The sequence below is a fragment of the Stenotrophomonas sp. STK17_22 genome, from assembly GCF_051983905.1.
GTDB lineage: Bacteria > Pseudomonadota > Gammaproteobacteria > Xanthomonadales > Xanthomonadaceae > Stenotrophomonas > Stenotrophomonas maltophilia_A.
This window is the reverse complement of record NZ_CP197010.1, coordinates 1,650,841-1,672,696: the sequence shown is the minus strand read 5'-3', so window position 1 is coordinate 1,672,696 and position 21,856 is coordinate 1,650,841. Positions and strand designations below refer to the sequence as shown.

Here is a 21,856-nt window from a genome sequence, read left to right as displayed (position 1 = left end):
TTTTTCAGCGCCTCGCAGCGTCAAATTGCACCTTGCCGTACACGCCTGGACAGTGATTCAGCGCTTTCCTTGCGCTCGCTGTAACGATCCACCAGATACGGCGCCACGTCGCGCGTGAGCAGCGTGAACTTCATCAGTTCTTCCATCACGTCCACCACGCGGTCGTAGTAGGCCGAGGGCTTCATGCGTCCGGCCTCGTCGAACTCCTGGTACGCCTTGGCGACCGAGGACTGGTTCGGGATGGTCAGCATCCGCATCCAGCGGCCCAGCACGCGCATCTGGTTGACGGCGTTGAACGACTGCGAGCCGCCCGATACCTGCATCACCGCCAGCGTCTTGCCCTGGGTCGGGCGCACCGCGCCGACCGACAGCGGAATCCAGTCGATTTGGGTCTTCATCAGGCCGGTCATCGCGCCGTGGCGCTCCGGCGAACTCCACACCATGCCCTCGGCCCATTGCACCAGTTCGTGCAGTTCCTTGACCTTCGGGTGATCGGCCGGCGCATCGTCCACCAGAGGCAGCCCGGACGGATTGAACAATCGGGTCTCGCCGCCCAGCGCCCGCAAGATGCGTGCGGCTTCTTCGGCTGCGAGGCGGCTGAACGAGCGTTCGCGCAGCGAACCATAGAGCAGCAGGAAGCGCGGCGCGTGCGTGGCCCGTGCCGGCGCGAACAGATGTTCGGTGTCCGGTTGCTGGAACAGCGCCGTGTCGATGTTCGGCAGGTCGAGACGAGATTCAGACACGGCGGCCGTCCTGATCGACCACCGGCTCGCCGTCTTCCTTGTTGAACGCGCCGCGCTGCGGCTGCGGCAGCAGGTCGAGCACGGCTTCCGAAGGCCGGCACAGGCGCGTGCCTAGCGGCGTGACCACGATAGGCCGGTTGATGAGGATGGGATGCTGGAGCATGAAGCCGATCAGGTCGTCGTCGCTCCACTTCGGGTTGCCCAGGTCGAGGTCGGCATAGGGCGTGCCTTTCTCGCGCAGCACGTCTCGCACCGGCACGCCCATCGCCGCGATCAGCGCCTGGAGCGTGTCGCGGTCGGGCGGCGTTTTCAGGTACTCGATGATGGTCGGTTCCTCGCCGCTGTTGCGGATCAGGCCCAGCACGTTGCGCGAGGTGCCGCAGGCTGGGTTGTGGTAGATCGTGATGGTGCTCATGGATGCCTCTTAGAGGTTACGAAGTGGTCGCGCGGCGTTCGTACCAGCCGCGTGAGCGATTGACCACGCGCACCACCAGCAGCATGACCGGCACCTCGATGAGCACGCCGACCACTGTTGCGAGTGCTGCGCCGGAATGGAAGCCGAACAGGCTGATGGCGGCGGCCACGGCCAGCTCGAAGAAGTTGCTGGCACCAATCAACGCGGATGGCCCAGCGACGCAGTGCTTTTCGCCCACCTGGCGGTTGAGCCAGTACGCCAGACCGGAATTGAAGAACACCTGGATCAGGATCGGCACCGCCAGCATGGCGATCACCAGCGGCTGCCGGATGATGGCCTCGCCCTGGAAGGCGAACAGCAGCACCAGCGTCAGCAACAGCGCGGCGATGGACAATGGGCCGATGCGTTCCAGTGCCCTGTCGAACACGGCCTGCCCCTTGCGCAGCAGCGCCCGGCGCCAGAGCTGGGCCAGGATGACCGGAATGACGATGTACAAACCCACCGACACCAGCAAGGTGTCCCACGGCACCGTGATCGACGACAGGCCCAGCAGCAGGCCGACGATGGGTGCGAAGGCGAACACCATGATGGTGTCGTTCAAGGCCACTTGCGACAGCGTAAATACCGGATCACCGCCAGTCAGCCGACTCCAAACGAAAACCATTGCGGTACACGGTGCAGCAGCCAGCAGGATCAGGCCGGCGATATAGCTGTCGAGCTGATCGGCGGGCAGCCAGTCGGCAAAGACGTGGCGGATGAAGATCCACGCCAGCAACGCCATTGAGAACGGCTTGACGGCCCAATTGATGAACAGCGTGACCCCCATGCCCCGCCAATGCTGGCGCACCTGGCCAAGCGCGGCGAAGTCCACCTTCAGCAGCATGGGGATGATCATTACCCAGATCAGCAGGCCGACCGGCAGGTTGACCTTGGCAATCTCCATGCGGCCGATGGCCTGGAATGCGGCGGGCGCGAACTGGCCCAGAGCGATCCCCGCGATGATGCACACCGCCACCCATAGCGTCAGGTAACGCTCAAAGCCGCTCATGGCGGAGTTTGCTGGCGCGGGGCCGGCAGTATCGGTTGCGCTCATCGGGCGGGCCTCACTGGCGGCCGATGTCGCGCAGTTCACGCTGCAACGACATGGCATCGAGACTCTTGATCGGAAGCGACAGGAACAACTCGATACGTCGGCGCAGCGTCATGGCGGTATCGAAGAACGCCTTGCTTTGTCGTTCCAGGGTGCCTTCCACGGCTGCCGGGTCAGGCACGCCCCAATGCGCCGACACCGGCTTGCCCGGCCACAGCGGACACGCCTCGCCGGCTGCGTTGTCGCAGACGGTGAAGATGAAATCGAACACCGGCGCATCGGGCTTCACGAACTCGTCCCAGCTCTTGCTGCGGTAGCCCGTTGTCGGAAGGTGCAGCCGCTCCAGCGTGGCGAGTGCCAGCGGGTGAACTTCGCCTTTCGGATGGCTACCTGCCGACCAGGCGTGAAACCGCCCTTGGCCCATGTCGTTGAGGATGCCTTCGGCGAGGATGGAGCGGGCCGAATTGCCCGTACAGATGAACAAGGCGTTGTAAGTGGTATCGGTCATGGTCAGCAGCAGGTCTTGGATGGAGAAACCTCGCATACGCCACCTTGGCAGCAATGCTCGGTCAGGTAACCGATCAGACCGTCCATGCGGCCGTACTCGGCGCGATAAATCAGGTTGCGGCCCTGCTGCTCGATGCTGACGAGGCCAGCATGGGCCAGTTCCTTCAAGTGGAAGGACAAGGTGTTGCGGGCCACGTCGAGCTGGTCAGCTAGCGTGCTCGGCGTCAGTCCGCCCGGGCCAGCAACGACCAAGGCGCGGAACACGCGCAGGCGCTGGGTGTGAGCCAGGGCGTTTAAGGCGGAAATGGCTTGATCCTCTTTCATGATTCGATAATACAACATTTATAGAATTAATGTGCAAACCACAGTTGGATTTGCGGGTTGCGCTATGTGTTGGACTGCAAAAGCGGGCACCCCCCAGTTCGCATTTCTGACTGACCGCGCAGCCGCGCGCAGCCAAGGTATCGGCATCGCAACAGAAGAGCCGATGCCATGCCTGCAATCCATGTATCCCGGTGTCTGGTCGGTACCAGCCTCCTGGCCGCAGCCTTGGCCAGCGGCTGCGCGACCACGCCACCGCCGCTGGCCGCCAGCACCGTCGAGGACGTCCCACCCGCGCCCGAGGCTGCACCGCCCGAGTTCATTCCCGTCGTGCGCTATGGCCGCTACACCCTGGTGGAGCTGGCGCCGATGGCGGCGCAGCGCGATCTGCTGGTGCAGACCATCGACGTGTCCATGCCCGAGGAGGTCCGCGCCACGGTCGGCGACGGGCTGCGGCATGTGCTCAAACGCAGCGGCTACCAGCTTTGCGAGACCCCGCATGCGGTGATCGAGCTGTACGCGCTGCCGCTGCCGGCGGCGCACTTGCATCTCGGCCCCATGACCTTGCGCGATGCACTGCTCACCCTGGCCGGTCCGGCTTGGGAACTGCACGCCGATGACCGGACGCGGCAGGTCTGCTTCGAGCGGCCTGGTCGCGACACCGGTGCCGAGCCGGTGTCCGAGCCGCCTGCTGCCGAGGCCGTGCAGACGTTCCCCTTTGCGGGAGGCCAGCCATGAACGCGGCACAGCCGCTCCGGCGCCCGACCGCCGCCGTGGTGTTGCAAAGCCTGCTCTGGCTTTGGCTGCTGGGTCTCAGTGTCTTCGCGATCCTGGGCCACCAGACGATGACCGATCAGGCCGACCAGCAGCAGCTCGATGTCCGGTTGCAGCGCCTCGAAGCCCAGGTGACCGGGCTGGCCGAGACCACGCGGGCCTTGCAGCAGCAGCCCGCAGCCGCCACCGCCGCAGGCCTGCAAGACGCTCGGCAGGCAATGGAGGCGCGCATCGTTCAAGCCGAACAGGCGCTGGGTGGCTATGCCACCGCCGAGGACGTTCAGGCGCTGCGTACCGAAGTCGAGCAGATCAAGGTGCGCCAAGCGACTGCGCGTGCAGCGGCGCCTACCCAGCGGCGCACCCCGAGCCAACCGGCCACCGCCAAGTCCGAACCGCCGCCGCTGCCATTTCGTGTCGTCGGCGCTGAGCTGCGCGCGGGTCAGCGCAGCGTGTCCGTCGCCCCGAGTGCCGGAGATTTCACGCCCGATCAGCTCCAGGTGCTGCTGCCGGGTGATGCGCTGGGTCCGTGGCGCCTGCAGGCGATCGAGGGCAATGCCGCGGTGTTCCAGGCCGGCGACCAGACCCGTCGCGTGGCGATTCCTTGACCGGAGCCCACCACATGAAGCCGTCGATCATCCTGTACGCGTTCCTGCTGGGCTCCATGCAGTTGCCCGCCTGGGCGCAGCAGCCCGCCACGACCCCCGCCCGCAATGCGCAGAGCCAGGAGCGCCCGCTGGCCGCCCGCATCCTGGACGACCGGGTGGCAGGCGAATGGGGCCTGCAACCGCAGGAATGGGCGCGCTATCGCGACTTGATGGATGGGCCGCTGGGCATCTACTCGCCAAATCTGGACCCGCTGTCCGCCCTGGGCATCGAGGCGCGCACCGACGAAGAACGGCGGCGCTACGCAGAGCTGCAGGTGCAAGTCGAAGCGCGCCGCGTGGAGAAGCTGCTCGCGTACCAGCGCGCCTACGACGAGGCCTGGCAGCGCCTGAACCCCGGCATGCAGCGGGTGAACCTGTCTGACGAGAGGCCAGGCGCCGCCGCTGCGCGGGGCAGCGGTCGCACGGCAGTGTTCATCAAGGACGGCTGCGCGGCTTGCGGGCAACTCGTCCAACGCCTGCAATCCTCGGGTGCCGAGTTCGACCTTTACATGGTCGGCAGCCGCCAGGACGATGCGCGCATCCGCGACTGGGCCAAGCGCGCCCAGATCGACCCGGCCCGGGTGCGCAGCGGCGGCATCACGCTCAACCACGACGGCGGCCGCTGGCTGTCGCTGAGCCTGCCCGGCGATTTGCCTGCGGTTGTGCGCGAAGTGAACGGCCAATGGCAACGCCAGCCGTAACGGCGCTGCTGCGCGCACTGGCGCTCACTGCGGGCCTGTTCGCCTGCGCCGCCCATGCCCAGGAGGTTCCGCCACCGGCCTACCAGCTTGCCGCACAGCGCGCGGGCATTCCCTCGACGGTGCTCTACGCCGTGGCCTTGCAGGAGAGCGGCATGCGACGCAATGGACGCATCGTCCCATGGCCGTGGACCCTGAATGTCGCCGGCCAGTCGCGGCGCTTCGCCACCCGTGCCGATGCCTGCGCCGGTTTGCAGCAGGCGATGCGATCTACGCCACCCACGCGCATCGACGCGGGCCTGGGCCAGATCAACCTGGGCTACCACCCGCACCGCTACACCCATGCCTGCGACTTGTTGGACCCGTACCGCAATCTCGCCAGCGCCGCCGAGATCCTCAAGGAGCAGTACACCCCCGGTGAAGACTGGCTGCTGGCCATGGGCCGCTACCACCGGCCCGCGGGCGGTGAGCCTGCCGCCCGCTATCGACGCAGCGTATCCCGACACCTCGCCCGCGTGCAGGGCACGCACTCAATCGCCACGGCGCGAGCCGTGCGTCAGGAGTCGACCCCATGACGAAACCGCTCTGGACCCTGCGGGGCCTGCTCGCGCTGCTGGCGGCGCTGCCGTTGGTCGCGCATGCCGCCGAACCGCTGATCGTGGTCGAGGACCGCGGCGGCGCGTCGGCGCTGCCGTACTACGAAGCGCTTAACCTGCAGCCACGCGCCAACAGCGCGTTGCGGCCTCCCATTCCGACGCCGCAGATTCCCGCCACCCCCGCTGACGAGGCAGCGATGCTGCCGGTACGCAGCGCGAAGCTGATGCCCGGCTTCGTCGCGCGGCGCGTGATCGAGGCACCGGGCCTGCGGCCTTTCGTGGTCATCGGCGACGATGAGACCTCGCAAGCCTGGCTGCGCCGTCACGCGGCGTCGCTGCACGACCGCGGCGCGGTCGGCCTGGTGGTCAATGTCGAGACCGCGCAGGCTTTGGCGCGGTTGCGCGCACTGGCGCCTGGCGTGCCGATGGCCCCCGTGGCCGGCGATGATCTGGCCGAACGCCTGGGCCTGCGGCACTACCCGGCGCTGATCACGGCGACCGGCATCGAGCAATGAGGCCATGTCGGGGAAACAGCCCGTCGAAGTCCTGTTGCGCCCAGCGGTGGAGCTATACACCGTCGCGGCATGTGCGGGCGCCGCGTTTCTGTCCCTGGTGGCCCCGTGGTCGCTCGCGCTGAGCCCAGCCATGGGCGTCGGTGCCGCACTGGCGTTCGGCGCCTATGGCGCGATCCGCTACCGCGATGCGCGGGTGATCCTGCGCTACCGCCGCAACATCCGGCGCCTGCCGCGCTACGTGATGACGAGCAGGGACGTGCCGGTCAGCCAGCAGCGCCTGTTCGTGGGGCGCGGTTTCCTGTGGGAACAGAAGCACACCCACAGGCTGATGCAGACGTACCGGCCGGAATTTCGTCGCTACGTCGAGCCAACACCGGCATACCGGCTGGCGCGACGCCTGGAGGAGCGGCTGGAGTTCGCACCGTTTCCACTGTCTCGCCTCGTACGGCTCACGGGCTGGGATGTGTCATTCAACCCCGTGCGGCCACTGCCACCGGTAGGCGGCCTGCCGCGATTGCACGGCATCGAACCCGACGAGGTCGACGTCAGCCTGCCACTGGGTGAGCGCGTCGGCCATTCGCTGGTGCTGGGCACCACGCGCGTGGGGAAGACGCGGCTGGCCGAGTTGTTCGTCACCCAGGACATCCGTCGCACGAATGCAGACGGTGAGCATGAGGTCGTGATCGTCATCGACCCCAAGGGCGACGCGGATCTCTTGAAACGCATGTACGTCGAAGCCAAGCGAGCGGGTCGCGAGGGCGAGTTCTACGTCTTTCACCTCGGCTGGCCCGAGTTCTCTGCACGCTACAACGCGGTGGGGCGCTTCGGACGCATCAGTGAAGTCGCCACGCGCATTGCCGGGCAACTCTCCGGCGAGGGCAACAGTGCAGCGTTCCGCGAGTTCGCATGGCGCTTCGTCAACATCATTGCGCGCGCATTGGTGGAACTGGGGCAGCGCCCGGACTACATGCTGATCCAGCGGCACGTAATCAACATCGACGCGCTGTTCATGGAGTACGCCCAACACTACTTCGCCAAGACCGAGCCCAAGACCTGGGAGGTGATCGTCCAGATCGAGGCCAAGCTCAACGAGAAGAACATCCCAAGGAACATGATCGGGCGCGAGAAGCGTGTGGTGGCGCTGGAGCAATACCTCTCCCAGGCGCGCAACTACGACCCTGTGCTCGATGGCCTGCGCTCGGCGGTGCGCTACGACAAGACCTACTTCGACAAGATCGTTGCATCGCTGCTGCCGCTGCTGGAAAAGCTCACCAGCGGCAAGATCGCCCAACTCCTGGCGCCGAATTACTCCGACCTGTCTGACGCGCGCCCGATCTTCGACTGGATGCAAGTCATCAGGAAGCGCGCCGTGGTCTATGTCGGCCTGGATGCGCTGTCGGATGCTGAAGTCGCCGCGGCGGTCGGCAACTCCATGTTCTCCGACCTGGTGTCGGTAGCCGGGCACATCTACAAGCACGGGATCGACGACGGCCTGCCGGGTGCCTCGGCTGGCACGCGCATTCCCATCAACGTCCATGCCGACGAGTTCAACGAACTGATGGGCGACGAGTTCATCCCCCTTATCAACAAGGGCGGCGGTGCCGGGCTGCAGGTGACCGCGTATACGCAGACGCTCTCGGACATCGAGGCCCGCATCGGCAACCGCGCGAAGGCCGGCCAGGTGATCGGCAACTTCAACAACCTGTTCATGCTGCGGGTTCGGGAAACCGCCACCGCGGAATTGTTGACCCGTCAATTGCCCAAGGTGGAGGTCTATACCACCACCATCGTCTCCGGCGCGACCGATGCCTCGGACATCCGCGGGACGACGGACTTCACCAGCAACACGCAAGACCGCATCAGCATGTCGAGCGTGCCGATGATCGAGCCATCCCACGTCGTCGGCCTGCCCAAAGGCCAATGCTTCGCGCTGCTGCAGGGTGGTCAGCTCTGGAAGGTCCGGATGCCACTGCCAGCGCCTGACCCCGATGAAGTGATGCCGGCGGACTTGCAGCAACTGGCTGGGTACATGCGTCAGAGCTACAGCGAGGCCACGCAATGGTGGGAGTTCACCAGTTCCCCAGCCTTGCAGGAGGCTGCCTTGCCCGACGACCTGCTGGATGACGCCGCTCCGGCCGAGCCTGACGCGGTGGCCACCGGCGCCGACGACAGCACCGGCGAGGCCGCACCATGAAGGATGCCGCCTCGACCGCGCAGCGGGAGCAGAACCAGCGCCAGGGGCTGATCGTCGGCACCATCACCTTGCCGTTCAGGCTGCTCGGGGTGCTGATCGGTTCGCTGCTGTTCTCGATCGTGGTGGAGTGCGTCGGCATGCACCTGTTCTGGAAGGACCAGGGCTGGCGCCACTCCCAGCAGATGCTGCAGTACGAACTCGGGCACCTGTCGAACCACTTCACGCGCAGCGTGGTGGTGCAGGAGCCCGGGCGCACGGCGCACGAGCTGGTGGATACCGGGTACGGGTGGGTGTTCGTGCGCTCGGGGTTGCTGGAGCGCATGAGCCAGACCGCCGAGCGCGCCCGTGCGCCCAGCCGCGAGCCGACGCGCAACTTCCGCTATTACATCAGCCAGGCCTATGTCTGGGCCGAGAGCTACCTGATCGCCGCGGCCTTCACGACGCTCACGTTCCTCGTGCGCCTGCTGGTCCTGGTGCTCACGCTGCCGCTGATCCTCACTGCGGCATTCGTCGGCCTGATCGACGGCCTGGTGCGGCGGGACGTGCGGCGGTTCGGCGCGGGCCGGGAATCCGGCTTCATCTACCACCGCGCGAAAGCGAGCCTGATGCCGCTGGCCGTGCTGCCCTGGATCACCTACCTCGCGCTGCCGATCTCGGTGCATCCGCTGCTGATCCTGCTGCCCAGCGCAGCCTTGCTGGGACTGGCCGTGAGCCTGACCGCGGGCAGCTTCAAAAAGTACCTCTAGGCCATCAATCCGGTCGCTTCCGGGTTCCTATTGTTTGCGGCCTGAAACAGCCCTGATCTCCACGATCAACCCATTGCTGATCACACAGGAATGGCGCGATGTTGGCTTCGATCTGGCTGCGCGCCGCGCATCGCGGCGTGCCCACTTTTCTCGTGACGGCCCTCGTGCTGGGCCGGTCCCCGATGGCCTTGGCCGAGTCCCCGGCGCAGCGCCAGGAGTTGGTCGCCGCGCTGCGCCAGCTCGACGCGCTGGAACGCACCGTCGCGGACAGCGCCGCGCATACCCCCATCACACCGGGCGAGCGCTACCACTTCGATTACCCGCGGCTCCAGGCTGACTTGGCGCGCGTGCGCGCCGGCATCCAATTTCACCTGACGCCATCGCGCGCTCAACCGCGCGCCCCCTCCGAACTGGCCGGCGAATACCGCACCGAACGGGCGACCGAGCCGCTGCCGGCGACGACTGCGGAGGGCAAGCAATGAACGGCGCCCAGGTCTCGGCATTTCAAGCCAACAGCGGTATCGCGCCTTCCGCGATGGCGACCGTTCTGGTCGGCGTCGTGTTCGCGGTCCTGCTCGTGTGAGGCGTCTGGGCCATCCGAACGGCCTACGTGGGGTGGTCCGAGAGCCGCCTCAACCAGCGCCAGTTCCTCGGCGTCTGCATCCGCTTCGTCGCGATGTACCTCGTCCTGAGTTTCTTCCTTCTGTCCTGACCTGAAAGGCCCGACCATGCACAACCGCAACCTCACTTCCCGTTTTGCCCAGCGCGCCGCCGTGGCCCTGGGCGCCGCCGCGCTGCCGGCGCTGTCGTTCGCGCAAGGTCTGCCGCAATTGGAGAACCCCACGCGCGGCACCGGCAACGGCATCATGGAGACGATCCGCAACTACGGCTACGACATCATCATGCTCGTGGCCCTGCTGGTGGTGGCGTCGATGTTCATCGGCGTCTGCTACCACGCCTACGGGACCTACGCGGAGATCCACACCGGCCGCAAGACGTGGGGCCAGTTCGGCCTCACGGTCGCTATCGGCGCCGTGCTGCTTGTGATCGGCATCTGGCTGCTCACCGAAGCCACCGGCATCCTGTAAGCGAGGCCGGTATGTCCGAGCAGCAGCACGTCCGTGCGGACGGAACGGTCACCTTCCTTCCGCACCGGCTCAACCGCCATCCCGTTGTGGTGCGCGGCCTCACCGCTGACGAACTCTGGATTTGCTGCGGCCTGTCCGGTGCCGCCGGCCTGCTGGTCGGCGCGCCGCTGTCCTGGGTGTTCCGCACGATCGCGCTGGCGCCGACCTTCGTCGTCCTGGGCGTGGCGCTCGGCGTCTTCATCGGCGGCGGCATCCTGCGCCGCCTCAAGCGTGGGCGTCCCGACACCTGGCTGTATCGGCAACTGCAATGGCGCATCGCCACGCGCCATCCGCTGATGGCCGGCTGGGTGGGTGGCCATGTGCTGATCTCGCGCTCGGGCTTCTGGTCCACCCGCAGGAGCATGCGATGAGCCGCTTCAAAAACGAGATCACCCACCTGCAGGCGCACATCAAGACCTTGCGGCTGGCCGCGGGCGCGCTGGTCGTCGTCGCCCTGGTCATGGGCGGCGGCTGGTGGAGCGCGCCGCGCGACCTGACCATCCACGTCCCGCCCGACCTGCGCTCTGGCAGTACCCGCAAGTGGTGGGAAGTGCCGCCCGAATCGGTCTATGCGTTCACGTTCTACGTGTTCCAGACGCTGAACCGCTGGCCAACCAATGGCGAGGAAGACTACTCGCGCAACCTCCACACGCTCTCGCCGTACCTCACCCCGTCCTGCCAGGCCTTCCTGCGGGCGGACTATGACTACCGCCGCTCCACGGGCGAGCTGCGTCAGCGCGTGCGCGGCATCTACGAGATTCCCGGCCGCGGCTATGGCGACGACCCCACGGCGCGCGTGCGCACCGTGTCCGATCGCGACTGGGTGGTGACGCTGGACATCACGGCGGACGAGTACTACGGCGCCGAGCAGGTCAAGCGCGCCCTGGTGCGCTATCCGATCAAGGTCACGCGGGTGGACGTCGATCCCGCCCGTAACCCGTTCGGCCTGGCGCTGGACTGCTACGACGGCGCGCCCCAGCGCATCAGTGCACCGGAGCCGACGCGCCCGGCGCCGAGTGGCCTGTCTCCGCAAGCGCCTCAAGGAGGAAACACCCCATGAAGCACCCTGTACTCGCGCTGCTGGGGCTACTGGCCGTGGCCGCGGCACCCGTCGCCCATGCAGTGGAAATCCTGCGCTGGGAACGCATGCCACTGGCAGTGCCGCTGAAGGTCGGTCAGGAACGCATCGTGTTCATCGACCGCAACGTGCGCGTGGGCGTGCCCGCGGGCGTGGGCGAACGCCTGCGCGTGCAGAGTGCGGGGGGCGCGGTGTACCTGCGCGCCAGCGAGCCGATCGAGCCCACGCGGTTGCAACTGCAGGACGCCGACACGGGCGCGCTGATCCTGCTGGACATCGCAGCCGAACCACCCAAGGACGGGGAAGCCGAGCTGGAGCCGGTGCGCATCGTCGAGGGTGACAGCGCACCGGGACGCTATGGCGAGCAGGCCGACAGTGCCGAGGCCCCGGCACGCGCCCAGGGCCAAGCAGGTGCGCGGACCGCGCGGCGCGAAACTCCGGTCCCTGTCGTGCTGACGCGCTTCGCCGCGCAGAACCTCTACGCACCGCTGCGCACCGTCGAGCCGCTTCCGGGCGTCATGCGGGTCAACCTGCCCCGCGACCTCGACCTGGACACACTGATGCCAACGCTGCCCGTGCGCGCGGTCGCACTCGCGTCGTGGCGCCTGGAGGACCAGTGGGTCACTGCCGTGCGCCTAACCAACGGCAGCGGCGGCTGGATCACGCTCGACCCGCGCGTGCTGCAAGGCGATTTCCTCACCGCCACCTTCCAGCACGAGGCGCTGGGCCCGCGCGGCACGCCCGAGGACACGACCGTCCTGTACCTGGTCACGCGCGGCCGCGGTCTCGCGCAGTCGCTGCTGCCGGCGATTCACCGCTTCGACCCGGCCGTGCATCTGCCGCAGCCGGACGGCGACGAGAACACCAAGGAGGCCCGCCATGCGCAGTAACGGCCTGCTCAAGTGGCTGATGATCCCTGTTGCCATCCTGGTGCTGTTCGTCGGTATCCGGCTGTTCTCGGGTGGAGGCAGCACGGCGCCACCCGCGGCGGACAACGGCGCCCAGCTCACGCCCGATGAAATGAAGGCGCTGGGCATCGAAGGCGACACCCCGCGCGACACCGTGGCGACGCTCGTTGCCCAAGTGAAGCAGTTGCGCACCGAGCTTCAGACCGCGCTCTCGGACAACAAGTCGCAGCGTGAAGAGAACCAGCGACTGCGCCAGCGCGAGAACTCCATCGACCAGCGCATCAACTCGGCGCTCGAATCCGAGCGGTCCAACCTGCGCCGCGACCAAGAGCAGGCGGCCAGCGCGCGCCAGCAGACCGAAGGGCTGCTCGCCGACCTGCAGCGGCGTCTGGACAGCATCGGCGGGCGCGGCGGCGGCCATGCGGACCTGCCCGTGGGCCTGGGGCTGCAGGGCGGCGACGAGGCAGGCATGGAGGGCGGCGTGCGGTGGGTCGAGCCGGACGACGCAAAGCCCGCCGAGGGGCGCAACGGGGGGCGTGGCGCGAGCGGCGGCATGAGCTTCCCCACGAGCTTCGGCCCGGCGCAGAGCACGCTCGAAACCACTGCGGAAACCGTGGCCAACGCGGGCGCCCGCGCCGCCGGGGTCAAGAGTGCCAAGCCGGTCTACACCGTGCCGACCAACTCCACGCTCATGGGTTCGGTCGCCATGACAGCGCTGATCGGCCGCGTGCCGATCGACGGCACGGTCAACGATCCCTATCCGTTCAAAGTTCTGGTCGGGCCGGACAACCTGACCGCCAATGGCATCGACATTCCCGACGTGGCCGGCGCCGTGTTCAGCGGCACCGCTTCGGGCGACTGGACGCTCTCGTGCGTGCGCGGCCAGGTGCGCAGCATCACGTTCGTCTTCCACGACGGCACGATTCGCACGATCCCCGAAGACCGCGAGGGCAACCAGCAGAACAACCAACAGCGCGATGGCTTGGGCTGGATCAGCGATCCCCACGGCATTCCTTGCGTCAGCGGCGAGCGGCGCAGCAACGCCCAGCAATACCTCGGCTCGCAGGCCCTGATCACCGCGGCCGGCGCCGGTGTGGCCTCACTCATCGAGAGCGACAGCGGCCGCATGTCCTATGTCGGCTCGGACGGCTCCATCGGCACCGTGGGCATCACCGGCCAGGAAGCGGTCGGCCAGATTCTGGCGGGCGGCGTGCGGGACATGTCGGCCTGGGTCAACAAGTTGTACGGCCAGGCGTTCGCCGCCGTCTATGTCCAGCCCGGCGCCAAGGTTGCCGTCCACCTCGAAAAGCCGCTCGCCATCGACTTCGATCCCGAAGGCCGCAAGGTCGATCACCGCGCAGGAGAAAGCCATGCACTCGAACTTGACTAACCTGGCCCGTGGCCTGGCACTGGCCCTCGCCGTCGCGGTGCTTGGCGGCTGCGCCACCAGCAAGGAAAAGCTGCTGACCCACGGTGACCGCACGATGATGGACATCTGGCAGCAGGAGGCCGGCGACGGCGGTGGCGCAGCCGGACGGAACGCCGGCCGCCAGCTGCTCGATGCGCGCCAGAGCCTGCGTCGGCCCCTGACCGACGCCGACGTGCAGGTCGCACCCGTCGAGCAGATGCGCTACACGCGCACCGCGCGCAATGAGGTCCACCGCCAGTTCCAGCGTCTGCCCAATCCCGATCTCGTCATGTACGTGTATCCGCACCTGGCGGGCACGGACCCCGTGCCGGTGCCGGGCTACACGACGGTCTTCCCGCTCAACCAGCGCATCCAGTACGCCATGCCAGGCGAGCGCGTGGAGGCCTACTGATGCGGTGGAAACTTCCCTGGCCTAAGCCGGCCGCGCCGAAGCTGGCCGCATCCGGCGCTGGTGATGATGAGCAGCCGGACGGCTGGCAGCGCCACGTCGAGGCCTTGCGGCAGGTCGGCATCCCCGAACCCGGCTCGGCAGTCCGGGGCCGCAAGCCGGCGACGGAGGCCGACGAGCAGGCGCTGTACGACGTCGCACCGTCCTTCGTGGAACTGCTGCCCTGGGTGGAGTTCTTGCCCGAGTCGAAATCGATGCTCCTGGAGGACGGCCAATCGGTGGCCGCCTTCTTCGAGCTGGTGCCGCTGGGGACCGAGGGCCGGGAACCCGGCTGGCTCGCGCACGCCCGCGACGCCTTAGAAAACGCGCTCCAGGACAGCTTCGATGAACTGGACGAGAACCCCTGGGTGTTGCAGCTCTACGCCCAGGACGAACCGAGCTTCGACCAGTACATGCAGACGTTGCGCGACTACGTGCAGCCGCGCGCCCGTGGCACGGTGTTCACGGAGTTCTACCTGCGGTTCTTTGCCCACCATCTGCGCGCGGTGGCCAAGCCCGGTGGCTTGTTCCAGGACACGGTGGTCACACGCTTGCGCTGGCGCGGCCAGACGAGGCGTGTGCGCATGGTCGTCTATCGCCGCGTGACCGGACAAGGACAGGGCCAGGCAAACCGCCGGGGCCAGACACCCGAGCAGATGCTGAACATCGTCTGCGACCGCCTGTGCGGCGGGCTGGCGAACGCCGGCATCCAGGCTCGCCGCCTGGGTGCGGCAGACGTCCATGACTGGCTGCTGCGCTGGTTCAACCCGCGTCCGACGCTGCTCGGGCCTGGGGTCGAGGACCGGGAGCGCTTCTATGCGTTCGCGCGCTACCCCGCCGACACCGAGGCTGGCGAGATCGAACTGGCGAGCGGGCGGGATTTTAGCCAGCGGCTTTTCTTCAGCCAGCCACGCTCGGACGTGGAGCATGGCACCTGGCACTTCGACGGCATACCGCACCGTGTGTTGGTCACTGACCGGCTGCGCATGCCGCCCGGAACGGGACACCTGACTGGCGAAACCCGCAAGGGCGATGCGATCAACACGCTGTTCGATCAGATGCCCGAGGACACGACGATGTGTCTGACCATGGTGGCGACGCCCCAGGACATTCTCGAATCGCACCTGAACCACCTGGCGAAGAAGGCAGTCGGCGAAACACTGGCATCGGAGCAGACGCTCAAGGACGTGCAGGAGGCGCGCTCGCTCATCGGCAGCGCGCACAAACTCTACCGCGGCACGCTGGCCTTCTATCTGCGCGGACGCGACGAAGCCGAGCTTGACCGGCGCGGTCTGGACCTCGCCAACGTGATGCTCAACGCGGGGTTGCAGCCCGTTCGCGAGGACGATGAAGTCGCGCCGCTCAACAGCTATCTGCGCTGGCTACCGTGCTGCTACAACCCCGCGCAGGATCGGCGAAACTGGTTCACCCAACTGATGTTCGCCCAGCATGTGGCGAATCTCTCGCCGGCGTGGGGTCGCAGCCAGGGTACGGGCCATCCGGGCAACACGTTCTTCAACCGCGGTGGCGGGCCGATCACGTTTGATCCGCTGAACCGCTTAGACAGGCAGATGAATGCCCATCTATTCCTGTTCGGCCCCACCGGCTCGGGCAAGAGCGCCACGCTCAACAACCTGCTGAACCAGGTCACGGCCATCTACCGGCCGCGCCTCTTCATCGTGGAAGCCGGCAACAGCTTCGGGCTGTTCAGCGACTTCGCCAGGCGCCTGGGCCTGACGGTGAACCGGGTCAAGCTGGCCCCCGGATCGGGCATCAGCCTGGCACCGTTCGCGGATGCCCGCCGGCTGATCGAAACACCCAGCGACGTGCAGACGCTCGATGCCGATGCGTTGGACGAAGACCTGCCACCGGATGCCTCGGTCATGGAGGCAGACGAACAGCGTGACGTGTTGGGCGAGTTGGAGATCACGGCACGGCTGATGATCACCGGCGGCGAGGACAAGGAGGAAGCCCGGATGACGCGGGCCGACCGTTCGCTGATCCGCCAGTGCATCCTCGACGCCGCCGAACACTGCGTGGCTGAGAAGCGCACGGTGCTCACTCGCGACGTGCGCAACGCGCTGCGCGCCCGCGGTCAGGACTCGACGCTTCCCGAGATGCGGCGCATGCGGCTGCTGGAGATGGCGGACGCGATGGACATGTTCTGCCAAGGCACCGATGGCGAGATGTTCGACCGCGATGGCACGCCGTGGCCCGAGGCCGACATCACGCTGGTGGATCTGGCGACCTATGCCCGCGAGGGCTACAACGCGCAGCTCTCCATCGCCTACATCAGCCTGATCAGCACGGTGAACAACATCGCCGAGCGCGACCAGTACCTGGGTCGTCCGATCATCAATGTGACCGACGAAGGCCACATCATCACGAAGAACCCGTTGCTCGCGCCCTACGTCGTGAAAATTACCAAGATGTGGCGCAAATTGGGCGCCTGGTTCTGGCTGGCGACCCAGAACATCGACGACCTGCCGCGTGCCGCAGAGCCCATGCTCAACATGATTGAGTGGTGGATCTGCCTGTCGATGCCGCCCGATGAGGTCGAGAAGATTGCACGCTTCCGTGAACTCTCACCAGCGCAGAAAGCGCTGATGCTTTCTGCGCGCAAGGAGGGGGGGAAATTCACCGAGGGCGTGATCCTGTCGAAGTCGATGGAAGTGTTGTTCCGCGCGGTGCCGCCGAGCCTTTACCTCGCGCTTGCGCAGACCGAACCCGAGGAGAAGGCCGAGCGCTACCAGCTCATGCAGCAATACGGCTGCACCGAGCTGGAAGCCGCCTTCAAGGTGGCCGAGAAGATCGACCAGGCACGCGGCATCGAGTCGCCCGCCTTGGAACTGTCGTAAGCCGGAGAACGCCATGGAACACAAACATCCTTCCATCCCGATGCAGGTGCAGGCGTTCCGCCGTCGGCGCTGGGGGACCCGCTGGCCGTGGGCGTTGGCTGCAGTGCTGGTTGCGCTGCTGCTGATCTGGCTCGTGTCCCGTTCGCCAGGCGGGTCCACACCTCAGACTTCGGCGCCAGTCAGCGAGACACAGGTGGCAGGGCCTCCGTGGCAGATGGGCAATCCGGAAGGTCGTTTCACACTGACGCTGTACGCGGACCTCGAATGCCCGTTCTGCCGGTCCTATTTCCCTGTGCTCAAACGTTGGGTGGCCGGCAATGCCGACGTGGCCTTGCAATGGCACCACCTGCCGTTGGCCGCACATGAACCGGCCGCTTCTGCCGAAGCGCGTCTGGCGGAATGCGCCGGCGAAGCCGGCGGGCATGCCACCTTCTGGCAAGCCGTCGAGTGGGTATATGCCCACACGCGCAGCGACGGCCAGGGCTTGCCCGAGGACCTGCGCTACCCCGACCTGACGCCAGCCATCGAGCAGTGCATCGCGAGCGAGCGGCCCGACGCGGCGATTCGTACCCAAACTGCGGAAGCCACGAACAGCGGCGTGACCGCCACGCCGTCGCTGCGGCTGCACGATCGCGAAAGCGGCAAGGCGATCCTGCTGCAGGGTCCGATCGAGGGCGATGCCTTGCTGTCAGCCATGGACATGCTCGCCGCCGGCGATCCCGCCACCACACCCACATCGGAAATGCCTGCCGACGTCGTCGGCGACATGCCCAGGTAGCCCCGGTCTTCAAGGCTACGGCGCAGTCCGCTGCGCTGACCGCAACCCGTTCGCCTCGCGTCCTGGCCGCGAACGATCACCGCTACCGCGGTGATGGATGCACCTTGTTCGTTCCCCAGGAGGGCTTGCCCTCCCAGGGCGCGCGCCCTCCGATCTCACCGTCTGGAGGTTCGCCATGTCTTTCGTCGTCAATGACTCCTACCTGGAGTCGCTTTCCGCCATCGCTACCCAACACGAGGACTGGATCATCCAGCAAGCCATCGTGCTGCTGGAGAGACGGATCTTCAAAGCTGGACCGTGCCTCAGCCGACCGGCCGCTGTGCGGGACTACCTGCGTCTGAAACTGGTCGCTGAGCCCAATGAGATATTCGCCGCTGTGTTCCTGGACAGCATGCACCAGGTGCTGGCCTACGAGCCGTTGTTCAGGGGCACGATCAACTCGACATCGGTCTATCCGCGTGTCGTCGCGCAGCGTGTGCTGGAGTTGAATGCCGCCGCGGTGGTCTTCAGCCACCAGCACCCCTCGGGCATCTCCGAACCGTCGAGCGCGGATCGCATGCTGACCCAGCAACTGCAGGTCGCGCTGGCGCTCATCGATGTGCGGGTACTGGACCACATCATCGTCGGCCAGGGTGCCCCGTTCTCCTTTGCGGAGTCCGGCCTGCTGTAAAGGTTGCACTGCTTCGTTGATCAGCGCGGAGGCTTCGGCCTCCGCTTTTTCTTCGCAGCGACGCAAGCAGGTATGCGGGGTGGCCGCGATGCGCATTGTTTGTTGGGGCCGCGTGGGGTTCGGCGTTTGACTATGGCCCTGATCAACTTCCGGGGCGCATGACATGCCAGCAGCTTTTACCCGGTTCGCACCAGGCTGGCGAACCCTTGGCCTGGCCGTGGCGCTGCCGGCATCTCTGGCCGTGTTCAGCCCGGCCACCTTCGCCGCCGACGTGGTGGTCGTCACCGACAGCCGCCACCCGGTCAAGACCGCCGGCGGCGAGCGGCTGATCGAGTTGGACGAAGCGCCCCGGATCGAGGCCGAGCTTTCCGCGGATCTGCCGGCCGACCCCGAGCGGGCAGCAGCCATCGTCCGGCAACGACTGAACCAAGGCGGCACCGATCTTCAGCGCCGCATCGGCACCGCCTACCAGGGCGTCGCCGATGCATGGAGCCTGGGCGTCGCCGCCATCCCGGCCGTCGTGGTAGATCAACGCTATGTGGTCTATGGCGAGCCGGACGTGGCCCGGGCGGTGTCCCGCATCGAGCAGTACCGGAGGACGCAGCCGTGACCCATCGCCCATTCGACTTGCTGCGCCGCCTGCGCGTCGCCGTGGCCTCGCTGCTGTTGGTCAGCGCCACCGGCAGCTACGCCCTGAACACCGCCACCATCGTGTCCTCCGTCATGTCGCCGGACTGCCTGGAATACCGGGTGGTGGGCATCTGCTACTGGCTCTACTGCACCTGGACGGGCTGCACGGTGCGCACGTCCACCAAGGTCCGGCACTACGTGCCCGATGCGGTCGTCTCCAGCTACAGCAACACCGGGGAGAACCCCTGGGTCGAAGTGCAGGCGATGAGCACGCCCAACCCATCCGCACAGGCAGGTGGGGATGGGACCACGAACGAAGACCACGAAAACAACCTCGCCAAATTCAAGAACAGCGATGTCATCGGCCATCCTGGCGGCGAGGTATTCAACCAGTTCGCATCGTCGTCGGGCTATTTCTGCCAAGGCGCGGGCACGGCCTTCATGCCGTATCTACTCAGCACGCTGGACACGCTGGCTTGGCGCTACAACGTGCCTGAAATGGCCTACCCGGAGGCGTTGATTCCGGGCATGCGCGAGGTCGGTGCGCGCACCACGATGAATCTCTGGGGCAACGTCTATCCGCGCGGCGGCTTCCTGCACCAGACCGACGACCAAAAATCCGGGGCTGTGGTGGCCCAGCGCGCGGGCGATGTCGTCACGCGCCGCGGGCAGATCCACGTGTACCAGCCGCTGCTTGCCAACGCCCGCGACGGCTACTGGCCGGCCGGCGAGCTGATGGAGGGTGATGCCTCTACGGGCAAGTGGCAGGAGCTGACGCCGCGCCTGTCCAACACCTGCGTGGTGTTCCCGCACAGCGGCACGCTGACCCAGGCCCAGCAAGGCGACTACGCCTGGGCGCTGTGGCGTCCCTATGCGTGCTGCGAACGCCGCGGTCAGGTGTTCCTGGGCAGCGTCGATTTCCTCTGAGGTGCCACGATGAAGCGTCCTGAACCGATGAACCTTTCCGCCAAGGCGTGCCGCCTGCTGCGCCCGACGGCGCTGGCCGGCACGCTCGCTCTGGTCTGCGGCATGGCGTGGGCGCAGGTCGGATACCAGAACAGCGGCCCCGTCCTCGGCGATGACGTCATGTACTCGATCGGCGGTGGCAGTGCGGTGTCCATGGGCCGCGCGGCCGGCATGCGTTCCATCGGGGTCGGCGTGGGGTGGAACAGCAACCTGATCTGCGGCGACATGAGCATCCAGACCACGCTGCGCAATCAGCTTAACGGCATCACGAACGGCTTTCAGCAGATCATGAGCAACGTGATCCAGAGCGCGACCAGCGCGGTTGCATCGCTGCCGGCGCTGATCATTCAGCGCGCCGATCCGGGCCTGTACAACCTGCTGACTAACGGCGTGCTGCAGGCGCGGCTGGACTTCGACCGCTCCAAGCTGACGTGCCGCGCCATGGCGGAGAAGATGGCCGAGACGGCGGGTGGCCAGCTTGGCTGGAGCCAGATGGCCGAAGGCATGGCCCTGCGTGACGCGGTTGGCAGCAACGATGCCGTATCGGCCGTCGAGCAGGCCGAGACGCGCCGCGGCAACGACGGCGTGCCCTGGGTGGGCGGCAGCAATGCCGGTGGCGCGGGCCAGTCCGCCATCCGGGTGGTCGGCGACGTCACCCGCGCGGGCTACAACCTGGTCAACGGTCGCGGCGTGACGGACACCTCCTCCATCGCGTCCACCAGTTGCGCGAGCCTGTCCTGCCAGACCTGGACGTCGCCGCAGCAGGCGACCGAATGGGCCACGCGCGCCCTCGGAGAGCAGGTGCAGCGCACGTGCGACTCCTGCACTAAGACCGAGACGGTGCCCGGCGTCGGGCTGACGCCGCTGATCCAGGAGGAGTACGAAGCCAAGCTGGAGGTCTTGCAGGAGCTGGTTTCCGGCACGCGTAATACCACCTTCGAGAACTTGCGCGAGGCCGGCAGCACGTCGCTGCCGATCACCCGCGGCGTGATCGAGGCGCTGCGCGACGAGCCGGACCAGGACCTGCTGGCGCGGCGCCTCGCGTCCGAAGTGGCGCTGTCATCGGTGCTGGAGAAGGCGCTCCTGCTCCAACGCACGCTGCTCACGGGCAAGAAGGAGCCCAACGTCGCAGCCAACGAACTTGCGGTGCAGGCCGTGAACCATGAGAGCGACACGCTCGACCGGGAGATCCGCAACCTGAAGACGGAATTGGAGCTGCGGCGCGAACTGGCGAACAACTCGCCGATGGCCATCATCCAGCGCCACGGCACGCGGGCGGCCGGCTCGCGCGGCATCTACGAGGGCGATCCGGTACCCGACCGCCTTGACCAGTTGCAGAAGGGCAATCCCGGAGCCAGGCCATGAACGCGGAGCGCATGGCCTGGCGCCCCTTGCGCTGGCTCTTCAGCCGGCGCGCGGCGACGGCGCTGCTGTGGGCGGTGGTGCTCGTCGCCGCTGCGGTGGGTGCCAACATCGCCGGCATCTACCTGGTCGGCAGCGTGGCCGGATGGGAGCGGTGGCTCGCGGCCGCATCGGGCTACTTCTTCGTGTGGCGGCTGTGTCTGTACGGGGCCACGGTTTACGGGTGGCTCTGGATGCGCCGCCGGCTGCTGGCGCGCGAAGACCAGGACGGGGCAGATGGGCAGGCACGGCGCCGCCTGATGCGCAGCGAGATCGCGGGCGTCGTCGCCATCGTCGTGCTGGAAGCCAGCTTGTTGATGCAGGCCGCTTGAGGGGATCGA

26 protein-coding genes and 1 pseudogene are annotated in these 21,856 nt (G+C 66.9%); 22 read left to right on the top strand and 5 right to left on the bottom strand.

Annotated features, from left to right (window positions below):
- Positions 1-20 precede the first annotated feature (20 nt).
- Genes arsH through ACSYS9_RS07625 form a run of 5 tightly spaced genes read right to left on the bottom strand, consistent with a single transcriptional unit; the run spans position 21 to position 3,079 of the window.
- On the bottom strand, positions 21-743 hold the full coding sequence (gene arsH, locus ACSYS9_RS07645) for an arsenical resistance protein ArsH (RefSeq protein ID WP_013391794.1): 723 nt from the start codon (positions 741-743) through the stop codon (positions 21-23).
- Entirely contained in the window at positions 736-1,158 is a 423-nt protein-coding gene (arsC, locus tag ACSYS9_RS07640) for an arsenate reductase (glutaredoxin) (protein WP_013391795.1), read from the bottom strand. The genes arsH and arsC overlap by 8 nt, the downstream gene beginning before the upstream one ends.
- Before the next feature lie 16 nt (positions 1,159-1,174).
- Entirely contained in the window at positions 1,175-2,206 is a 1,032-nt protein-coding gene (arsB, locus tag ACSYS9_RS07635; RefSeq protein WP_425483440.1) for an ACR3 family arsenite efflux transporter, read from the bottom strand.
- A gap of 55 nt (positions 2,207-2,261) precedes the next feature.
- A complete protein-coding gene (locus ACSYS9_RS07630; RefSeq protein WP_013391797.1) occupies positions 2,262-2,756 on the bottom strand; it encodes an arsenate reductase ArsC in 495 nt (164 codons plus the stop codon).
- Between the two features lie 2 nt (positions 2,757-2,758).
- Positions 2,759-3,079, bottom strand: coding sequence for an ArsR/SmtB family transcription factor (locus ACSYS9_RS07625; protein ID WP_016445103.1), 321 nt, complete (start codon positions 3,077-3,079; stop codon positions 2,759-2,761).
- Between the two features lie 168 nt (positions 3,080-3,247).
- Here ACSYS9_RS07625 and ACSYS9_RS07620 point away from each other — a divergent pair, with 168 nt between their 5' ends.
- The 22 genes and pseudogenes from ACSYS9_RS07620 to ACSYS9_RS07515 all read left to right on the top strand — a co-directional run bounded on the left by ACSYS9_RS07620 (position 3,248) and on the right by ACSYS9_RS07515 (position 21,847).
- Positions 3,248-3,814, top strand: coding sequence for a PilL N-terminal domain-containing protein (locus ACSYS9_RS07620; RefSeq protein WP_013391799.1), 567 nt, complete (start codon positions 3,248-3,250; stop codon positions 3,812-3,814).
- Complete coding sequence (locus ACSYS9_RS07615) at positions 3,811-4,455, top strand: hypothetical protein (RefSeq protein WP_013391800.1); 645 nt, start codon at positions 3,811-3,813, stop codon at positions 4,453-4,455. Before ACSYS9_RS07620 ends, ACSYS9_RS07615 begins: the two co-directional genes overlap by 4 nt.
- Positions 4,456-4,469: 14 nt before the next feature.
- On the top strand, positions 4,470-5,195 hold the full coding sequence (locus tag ACSYS9_RS07610; protein WP_013391801.1) for a TIGR03759 family integrating conjugative element protein: 726 nt from the start codon (positions 4,470-4,472) through the stop codon (positions 5,193-5,195).
- Positions 5,177-5,767 (top strand): transglycosylase SLT domain-containing protein, encoded by a 591-nt coding sequence (locus ACSYS9_RS07605; protein ID WP_013391802.1) that lies wholly within the window; start codon positions 5,177-5,179, stop codon positions 5,765-5,767. Before ACSYS9_RS07610 ends, ACSYS9_RS07605 begins: the two co-directional genes overlap by 19 nt.
- Positions 5,764-6,303: an integrating conjugative element protein gene (locus ACSYS9_RS07600; RefSeq protein ID WP_013391803.1), complete on the top strand. Its 540-nt coding sequence runs from the start codon at positions 5,764-5,766 to the stop codon at positions 6,301-6,303. Before ACSYS9_RS07605 ends, ACSYS9_RS07600 begins: the two co-directional genes overlap by 4 nt.
- 4 nt (positions 6,304-6,307) lie before the next feature.
- On the top strand, positions 6,308-8,497 hold the full coding sequence (gene traD / locus ACSYS9_RS07595) for a type IV conjugative transfer system coupling protein TraD (RefSeq protein WP_013391804.1): 2,190 nt from the start codon (positions 6,308-6,310) through the stop codon (positions 8,495-8,497).
- Entirely contained in the window at positions 8,494-9,243 is a 750-nt protein-coding gene (locus tag ACSYS9_RS07590; protein WP_013391805.1) for a TIGR03747 family integrating conjugative element membrane protein, read from the top strand. The genes traD and ACSYS9_RS07590 overlap by 4 nt, the downstream gene beginning before the upstream one ends.
- Before the next feature lie 98 nt (positions 9,244-9,341).
- The gene (locus ACSYS9_RS07585; RefSeq protein ID WP_013391806.1) at positions 9,342-9,725 is read left to right on the top strand and encodes an RAQPRD family integrative conjugative element protein; all 384 of its coding nucleotides are present in this window, start codon (positions 9,342-9,344) and stop codon (positions 9,723-9,725) included.
- A pseudogene (locus ACSYS9_RS07580) lies at positions 9,722-9,955 on the top strand (TIGR03758 family integrating conjugative element protein). The gene ACSYS9_RS07585 and the pseudogene ACSYS9_RS07580 overlap by 4 nt, the downstream one beginning before the upstream one ends.
- Positions 9,956-9,971: 16 nt before the next feature.
- Positions 9,972-10,331 (top strand): TIGR03745 family integrating conjugative element membrane protein, encoded by a 360-nt coding sequence (locus tag ACSYS9_RS07575; RefSeq protein WP_003090173.1) that lies wholly within the window; start codon positions 9,972-9,974, stop codon positions 10,329-10,331.
- An 11-nt stretch (positions 10,332-10,342) separates the two neighbouring features.
- Positions 10,343-10,741 carry a TIGR03750 family conjugal transfer protein gene (locus ACSYS9_RS07570; protein WP_003050133.1) on the top strand — a complete coding sequence of 133 codons (399 nt, stop codon included), beginning with the start codon at positions 10,343-10,345 and terminating at the stop codon, positions 10,739-10,741.
- On the top strand, positions 10,738-11,430 hold the full coding sequence (locus ACSYS9_RS07565) for a PFL_4703 family integrating conjugative element protein (RefSeq protein WP_003116810.1): 693 nt from the start codon (positions 10,738-10,740) through the stop codon (positions 11,428-11,430). Before ACSYS9_RS07570 ends, ACSYS9_RS07565 begins: the two co-directional genes overlap by 4 nt.
- Positions 11,427-12,338, top strand: a complete 912-nt coding sequence (locus ACSYS9_RS07560; RefSeq protein WP_003116809.1) for a TIGR03749 family integrating conjugative element protein — start codon at positions 11,427-11,429, stop codon at positions 12,336-12,338. The genes ACSYS9_RS07565 and ACSYS9_RS07560 overlap by 4 nt, the downstream gene beginning before the upstream one ends.
- Entirely contained in the window at positions 12,328-13,746 is a 1,419-nt protein-coding gene (locus ACSYS9_RS07555; protein ID WP_003116808.1) for a TIGR03752 family integrating conjugative element protein, read from the top strand. Before ACSYS9_RS07560 ends, ACSYS9_RS07555 begins: the two co-directional genes overlap by 11 nt.
- Entirely contained in the window at positions 13,727-14,176 is a 450-nt protein-coding gene (locus ACSYS9_RS07550; protein ID WP_003116807.1) for a TIGR03751 family conjugal transfer lipoprotein, read from the top strand. The genes ACSYS9_RS07555 and ACSYS9_RS07550 overlap by 20 nt, the downstream gene beginning before the upstream one ends.
- Positions 14,176-17,070, top strand: a complete 2,895-nt coding sequence (locus tag ACSYS9_RS07545; RefSeq protein WP_013391807.1) for a conjugative transfer ATPase — start codon at positions 14,176-14,178, stop codon at positions 17,068-17,070. The genes ACSYS9_RS07550 and ACSYS9_RS07545 overlap by 1 nt, the downstream gene beginning before the upstream one ends.
- A gap of 13 nt (positions 17,071-17,083) precedes the next feature.
- On the top strand, positions 17,084-17,848 hold the full coding sequence (locus ACSYS9_RS07540) for a DsbA family protein (RefSeq protein WP_003116805.1): 765 nt from the start codon (positions 17,084-17,086) through the stop codon (positions 17,846-17,848).
- 175 nt (positions 17,849-18,023) lie between these two features.
- The gene (locus ACSYS9_RS07535; RefSeq protein ID WP_003116804.1) at positions 18,024-18,518 is read left to right on the top strand and encodes a JAB domain-containing protein; all 495 of its coding nucleotides are present in this window, start codon (positions 18,024-18,026) and stop codon (positions 18,516-18,518) included.
- Between the two features lie 163 nt (positions 18,519-18,681).
- Positions 18,682-19,128 carry a TIGR03757 family integrating conjugative element protein gene (locus ACSYS9_RS07530; protein ID WP_003116803.1) on the top strand — a complete coding sequence of 149 codons (447 nt, stop codon included), beginning with the start codon at positions 18,682-18,684 and terminating at the stop codon, positions 19,126-19,128.
- 20 nt (positions 19,129-19,148) lie between these two features.
- Positions 19,149-20,075: a TIGR03756 family integrating conjugative element protein gene (locus ACSYS9_RS07525; RefSeq protein WP_208392483.1), complete on the top strand. Its 927-nt coding sequence runs from the start codon at positions 19,149-19,151 to the stop codon at positions 20,073-20,075.
- Between the two features lie 9 nt (positions 20,076-20,084).
- The gene (locus tag ACSYS9_RS07520; protein WP_013391809.1) at positions 20,085-21,479 is read left to right on the top strand and encodes an integrating conjugative element protein; all 1,395 of its coding nucleotides are present in this window, start codon (positions 20,085-20,087) and stop codon (positions 21,477-21,479) included.
- Positions 21,476-21,847: a hypothetical protein gene (locus ACSYS9_RS07515; RefSeq protein ID WP_013391810.1), complete on the top strand. Its 372-nt coding sequence runs from the start codon at positions 21,476-21,478 to the stop codon at positions 21,845-21,847. Before ACSYS9_RS07520 ends, ACSYS9_RS07515 begins: the two co-directional genes overlap by 4 nt.
- Positions 21,848-21,856 lie beyond the last annotated feature (9 nt).